The organism is Actinacidiphila guanduensis, assembly GCF_900103985.1.
GTDB lineage: Bacteria > Actinomycetota > Actinomycetes > Streptomycetales > Streptomycetaceae > Actinacidiphila > Actinacidiphila guanduensis.
The window spans coordinates 787,196-793,581 of record NZ_FNIE01000001.1; the positions used below are offsets into that span (position 1 = coordinate 787,196).

General features: G+C 71.7%; 6 protein-coding genes. 1 reads left to right on the forward strand and 5 read right to left on the reverse strand.

Features of this window, described 5'->3' with window-relative positions:
- Positions 1 to 203: 203 nt before the first annotated feature.
- Both BLR33_RS03275 and BLR33_RS03280 read right to left on the reverse strand, forming a co-directional pair.
- Complete coding sequence (locus BLR33_RS03275; protein ID WP_218136597.1) at positions 204 to 914, reverse strand: GNAT family N-acetyltransferase; 711 nt, start codon at positions 912 to 914, stop codon at positions 204 to 206.
- A gap of 256 nt (positions 915 to 1,170) precedes the next feature.
- Positions 1,171 to 1,746 (reverse strand): TetR/AcrR family transcriptional regulator, encoded by a 576-nt coding sequence (locus BLR33_RS03280; RefSeq protein ID WP_093782672.1) that lies wholly within the window; start codon positions 1,744 to 1,746, stop codon positions 1,171 to 1,173.
- 521 nt (positions 1,747 to 2,267) lie between these two features.
- Here BLR33_RS03280 and BLR33_RS03290 point away from each other — a divergent pair.
- Complete coding sequence (locus tag BLR33_RS03290; protein WP_093782674.1) at positions 2,268 to 3,047, forward strand: SDR family oxidoreductase; 780 nt, start codon at positions 2,268 to 2,270, stop codon at positions 3,045 to 3,047.
- Between the two features lie 68 nt (positions 3,048 to 3,115).
- Here the strand turns inward: BLR33_RS03290 and BLR33_RS03295 are convergent, their stop codons facing one another.
- The 3 genes from BLR33_RS03295 to BLR33_RS36660 all read right to left on the reverse strand — a co-directional run.
- Positions 3,116 to 4,534, reverse strand: a complete 1,419-nt coding sequence (locus BLR33_RS03295; protein WP_093782675.1) for an amidase — start codon at positions 4,532 to 4,534, stop codon at positions 3,116 to 3,118.
- 159 nt (positions 4,535 to 4,693) lie between these two features.
- Positions 4,694 to 5,281 (reverse strand): TetR/AcrR family transcriptional regulator, encoded by a 588-nt coding sequence (locus BLR33_RS03300; protein ID WP_093782676.1) that lies wholly within the window; start codon positions 5,279 to 5,281, stop codon positions 4,694 to 4,696.
- 357 nt (positions 5,282 to 5,638) lie between these two features.
- Positions 5,639 to 6,386 (reverse strand): MFS transporter (locus BLR33_RS36660; RefSeq protein WP_143031614.1); only part of this gene is annotated, 748 nt, incomplete at its 5' end.

A 6,386-nucleotide genomic window follows, 5' to 3' on the forward strand; every position in this document is an offset into this window, starting at 1 on the left:
GAGCGCCCGGCCAACCAACCTGCACCGGCTGGGCCTCGCCCCGACGGAACCAGCCCGCTCACGACCAGCGCACCGTGCGGCACCACCATGGACGTCCCCGATCCCTCGGTCGCCGACCTGGACCGGCACTTGCGTCGGCTGAGCGAGCGGCGAGATCGGGTCGGACCGCGAAGCGGTGAGCCGTCGGCGCCGACGGGGAACGGTCAGCGGCGCGGGGTGAGTCGGGTGACTTCGACGGTGGACAGCGGTTCGAATCCGAGGCGCTTGTACAGGGCGGTGGCAGCGGTGTTGGTGTCGACGACGTGCAGGAAGACCTCGTCGCCATGAGCCCGGATGCCGGCCGCCAGCGTGCGGATCAGGCGGGTGGCCAGGCCCTGGCCCCGGAAGGCGGGGTCGGTGCACACGGCGCTGATCTCCGTCCAGCCCTGCTGGCCGCCGGTAGGAGCGGAAAAGCGCCGGCCCGCCATGGCGGCGAGAACACCGTCGCGCATGATGCCGACGTACCCGCCGAGCTCGATGGTCCGTTCCCCGAACGGCCCCGGCCTGGTCCGGTCGGCCAGGTCCCGCATGGCCGGGACGTCCGAGGGGGTCAGCGCCCGGACGTCCGGGTCGTCGGCGTCGGCGGCGGATGCCCGGAGCCCGGCCCCGGAGAACTGCAGCACGGTCATCCGGTGGACGTCGATCCCGTGCGCGGCGTCCCAGCCCGCGGGCAGGGCTCCCGGCTCCCGATGCAGGGCGAGACCGCCCGTGCGGTGCGCCAGGACGGCCAGGTCGTCCCAGTCCCGGCCCGACGGTTCGTCCGGAACCGCCGCGAAGGGCGCCACCGCCGCCGTATACCGCAAGGCGCGCCCCTCGGCCTCCGCCAGATGCGCGTGCCGGGTGCGCAAAGCGGCGTGCACCACGTTCACCAGCACCGACGGATCGGGGCCACACGTTTCAGGCGACGAAGGGGTCATGGCACAGGACTCCAATAGGGACCAATAGGGACCGAAGGGACACAGCACTCCCAGGACCCCACGGCAGCTCACCGGGAGAAACCGGCGGCACCGCCGAACCGACAGGGTCGGCGGAATCCAGGGAACGAGCGCAGGGCACGGACGAATTGCAGGGATGGGCCGGTGCGCGCCTACGACAGCCCGGTGCGCGCCGAGGGCTGCAACCGCGCCGGCCTCAGCCGTCGGCGCGGTCGGCGTTTCCGGGGGACACTGCCGCGGCGTGGCTGACCAGCGCGGCGCGCACGGACTCGTACGGGGCGGGGCTGCGCAGGGCGCGGGAGGTGATCATCGCCCCCTGAACACCGGCGATCACCGCGTCGGCGAGCACCTGTGCGTCACCGCTCCCCATCCCGAAGGCCACGAAGTGGAAGGCCAGCCGGTCTGTCATCTCGGCGAACGCCCGGCGCCCGGCCTCGGCCATCTCGGCCGACTCCTGCGTGGCTCCCTCGGTCACCAGCGGCGCGACACCGCAGCCCCTCCCGTAGTCGCCGGCGATCATGCCGTCACGCCCCATGTCGACGTAGCACTCGATCAACCGGCGTGTGTCGGTGGCCTGATCGGCGGCCCGGTCGATGATCCCGATCTGCTCCGCGGCGTGGGCCTGGGCGGCCTCGATCGCCAGCTGCGTCTTCCCCCCAGGGAAGTGGAAGTAGACCGAGCCGCGGGACGCGCCGCTGGCCTGGAGTACATCGGCGAAGGACGTCGCGTGGTAGCCCCGCTGCCGGATCAGTTCCTTGGCAGTCTGCACCATATTCCGCCTCGTGTCCGTCCGCTTCCCCACTGCGCGTGCTCCCCGGATGCCCGAATACTATGTATGTTGACCTACATACTATCCGACGGGAAACCGAGGCCGAGCCCATCTCCCGACGCGCAGAAGGAGGGACCTCCGGTATGGCCCTGCCCGCTCTCGTCCTCGTCCACGGCGCCTTCGACCGCAAGGAGGTGTGGGACGGCACTGACCCGGGCGGCCCGGCAGGGCAGCGCGCACGCGTACGTCATGGGCGAGAAGGACGCCGGCCTTCCCCGGGCCATGCGCGAGAAGTTCGACGCGCGAGCGGGAAATGTGCGCCGCACGGACACCCCGCACTCCCCTTTCCTCTCACGCCCTGCCGAGACCGCGGCACTGCTCCGGGAGGCGCTCACCGGTGAGCCGGTGAGCCGGTGAGAAGAGCGCAGGGGCCGGAACAGCCGGAAAGCCGCGCCCGACACGGCGCTCGGCGTGCCATCGCCGGGCCGACCCCGCCCTCGCACGACCACTTCGAGGAGATCGTCATGTCATCCGTACTCATCACCGGCGCGTCACGAGGCATTGGAAGGGCCGTCGCCACCGAACTCGCGGCCCGCGGGCACCGGGTCGTCGCCACCGCCCGGCGGCCGGAGGACCTGGCCGGGCTGCCCGTCGACCAGGCGCTGCGCCTGGACGTCACCGACCCCGAGAGCATCGAGCAGGCCCTCCGGGACGCGGGCGAGATCGACGTGCTCGTCAGCAATGCGGGGGCCACGGTGCGGGCGCCCCTGGAGAGCGTGCCCATGGCGGAGGTGGAGGCGCTGTTCGACCTCAACACCTTCGGCGCGCTGCGCGTGGCGCAGGGGGTGCTGCCGGCGATGCGCCGGCGTGGTGCGGGCCGCCTGCTGTTCGTCTCCAGCGTCCAGGGCCGGATCACCGTCCCGATGATCGGCCCCTACGCCGCCAGCAAGTGGGCCCTGGAGGCGCTGGCCGAGACACTGGCCGTCGAAGCCGGCCATTTCGGGGTCAAGGTCTCGCTCCTGCAGCCGGGTTCCGTCTCCTCCGGGGGCCCCGAGCGCGCCAAGTCCTTCTTCGCCGAGGACGACCCCTACCTCCCCCTCTTCCAGCAGTTCGGCCCCCTCCGGGGCACCGGCATCTTCGAGCCCATCACCCCGGAGGAGGTCGCCGTCGCGGTCGCCGACACCGTCGAGCGCCCGGATCCCCCGCTGCGCGTCCCCGTGGGAGCGCCGGCCCGTACGGCACTTGAGGCCCGCAAGGCGGCGTCCGAGACCGCGCCCTTCGTGCCCGTGGCCATCGACTGGTAGCCGCCCCCGCCCAGGCGCAGAAGAGGGCCCCGGCGCCACGCGGGCGGCGCCGGGGCCCTTCGCCCTGCTCAGGACGCGGAGGCGAGGTCGGGGTACTGGCCGCGGACGGGGCTGAGGGACTCCAGCAGTGAGGCGGCGTGCAGGATCGTCGACTCCGCGTGCAGGTTGGCGGTCAACTGGACGGCGATCGGCATGCCGTCGCTGCTCGTGCCGAACCGCATCGCCAGGGCCGGATTTCCTGTCAGGTTGAACGGGACGGTCGTCGAGCTCACGTGGAAGGCACCGACCGTCCGGCCATCGACAGTGAACTCCTCGAGCCGGTGCTTGTGGGCCGGGATCGTCGTCACCGGGAGCAGCAGGAGGTCGTACTGGTGGAAGAACCGCGCCACGCCGTCCCGGAGCCTCTCGACGGCCTGCTCGGCCAGGACGAATTCCTCCACCGTCGTGTCGGGCATGGTGGCCACGAACTTCGTGTAGTCGAACATCTGCTCCTCATGACCGGCTGTGACTTGGCGGAAGGCCGGCTTCACCTCCATGGTGCTCAGCTTGGTCCACACCTCGAGAGGGTTGTCCCGCTCGAAGGCCGGGATGCTCACGGCGTCGACCCGGGCCCCTGCGGTCCGCAGGGCGTCGGCGGCTGCCCGGACGGTTGCCGCGACCTCCGGGTCGGTCGGGCCCAGTCCCGAGTCGACCAGCCACCCCACGCGCAGGGGCCGGTCCGGTGCCGTACCCAGACCGGTGTCGAACCGGGGCGGGGTGGTGGAGAAGCCGTCGGCGCCGTCGGGACCGGCCAGCAGACGGTAGGCGAGCGCGAGGTCGCGGACGCTGCGCGCCATGGGGCCGACGTGCCAGTTACGGCGGGGCTCCCGCGGCCAGATCCCCGTCATGGGGATGCGCCCGTGTGTCGGCTTGAAGGACGAGACTCCGGTGTCGGCGGCCGGGCCCCGCACCGAGATGGACAGGTCGGTGGCGAGTCCGAGCGGTGACATCCCGGCGGCGATCGCCGCGGACTCGCCGCCGCTCGAACCGCCGGGCGAGCGATCGAGGTCCCAGGGGTTGTTCGTCCTGCCCGTCAGGAGGTTGTCCGACTCGATCCAGTACGAGAACTCCGGGAGATTGGTCTTCGCCAGCAGGATGCCTCCGGCCTGCTTCAGGCGTGCGACGGCGGTGGCGTCCGTCTCCGGGACGCGCCCCGCGAAGATCGGCGAACCGCGCTGGGTGAGCACCCCGGCGGTGTCGAACGAGTCCTTGGCAGTGAAGGGCACGCCGTGCAGCGGTCCCACCTCCACCCCCGAAGCGAGCTGCTCGTCGGCAGCCCGCGCGGCGTCCAGCGCGCCGTCGGCGAGGGTGACGACGGCGTTGATGCGGGGGTCGACGGCCTCGATGCGGTCGAGGTGCGCCTGCACCACCTCGACCGAAGACGTCTTACCCGTACGGATCAGTTCCGCGAGTTCGGTCGCGTCCGACCTGGTGAGGTCAGTGGTCATGATGATTCCTTTCCTGGGCCGATCGTGAATTAGACCGGTCTGTTTTTAGGAAGCGCTGTTCGGACCGGGACGAACACCGGTCCGGGGCCGGAAGGCCCGGTGAGCGGCGGGCCCCGGCGCGGGTGGGTCTGGAGTGGGTGTGGAGGAGGAGCGGTCCGCTCAGACGTGCAGGACCTGGCGGGTGACCGCCAGGGCGCGGTCCAGGTGAGCGGGGTCGGCGTGGATCTTCGCGATGACGCTCGCCCCGAGCCACATGTCGTACAGCGCCTCGGCCGTCGACCGCGGTGTGTCGTCGACCGTCACGGAGCCGTCGGCGACGCCGGCGTCGATCATGGCCTCCAGGCGGTCGATGATCGCCGCGGTCCCGGCCTTGGTCGTGACGCGCATCGCCTCCGACAAGTCGGCGATCTCCGCGCCCAGTTTGACGACGAGGCATCCGCCCTGGCAGTCGTCGGCGGCCTGGGTGTCGTAGAAATACTGCCAGTACCTCATCAGCCGCTGCGCGGCCGTGCTGTGCGGGTCGCCGGCGATGCCGTCCATGGTCGCGAAGTAGTCGTCGAAGTAGTCCTTCATCAGCGCCTCACCGAAGGCGTCCTTCGAATCGAAGTAGTGGTAGAAGGACCCCTTCGGAACGCCGGCCTCGGCGAGTACCTCGTTGATACCCACCGCGGCATACCCCTTGGCCACGACGACGCGTCGTGCCGCGTTCAGGAGACTCCGCCGCGTTTCCACCTTGGTGACTGCCATGCTGCGACCGTACACCCGAATAGACCAGTCGTCTAGAGCTGGGGTGTCGTGCGGACCGGGCCCGGGCCCTCCGTGACGGTGACCTCGCCCTGGCGCACCACGTGGCCGTGGTCGCGGCCGATGTCCGCGCGGAGGTGGCGCCGCACCCGGTGTGGGTGGCGGGCCAGGGGGCACCCTGCTCGTCGGCGGCCCAGGTGTCGCCCCCCGCCCCGCCGCGGCCAGCCGCCCGGTGGCGAGGAGGGCTCCGGCGGTGGCGATGGTACCTGTGGGCCTGATCGTCCCTCCCTGGGATGATCCAGGAAGACGGGCCTGCCTTTCCGCCGGGCCCCCACGGTGGCTGTGACCTCCCCTGTGACGCTAGTCGGCGGGGGCGGGGGCCGGCCGCGGGGCGTCGGCCGGGTCGGGGGTGGCCGGGTCGGGGGTGGCCGGGTCGGGGGTGGGCTGGCCGGAAGATGCGGTCGTCGAGGTCGCGGTGACGGTGGGCACGGAGGGAAGGGTCAGGGCGAGGAGTGCCGCGGCGACCAGGCCCAGCCCCGCGATGAGGAAGGCCAGCGCGTAGCCGTCGGTGAAGGCGGACGGCGGGTGTTCGGTGGTGAGGTGGTGGCGGGTGAGGGCCGTCGCCGCGGTGGACATGACCGCAAGGCCGATCGCGCCGCCGACCTGGCGGGTGGTGTTGATCAGGGCCGAGGCCAGTCCGGCCTGATGGGGCGGCATCCCCTGGGTGCCGGCCATCGCCATGGGCACGAAGGTCATACCGGTCCCGACGCCGAACAGGACGAGCGGCACCAGCAGATGGGCCGCGTACGCGCGGTCGGGCGTGACAGTGAGGGACATCCAGATCAGACCGAAAGCCGCGACCGCCGGCCCGAGAACGAGCTGGTTGCGGACGCCGAGCCGGGCCACCAGGCGCGTCCCGAAGAACGCCCCGAGGAACGCGGTCAGCCCGATCGGCAGGAAACCGAACCCTGCTCGCAGCGGCGAGTACCCCGTCACCTGCTGGAGGTAGAGGGAGAGGAAGAAGTACCCGCCGAAGTTCGCCGAGCCGATGGCGACGGTGACCCCGTTGGCCACCGTCAGTGCCCGGCGGCGGAACACCGAGAACGGG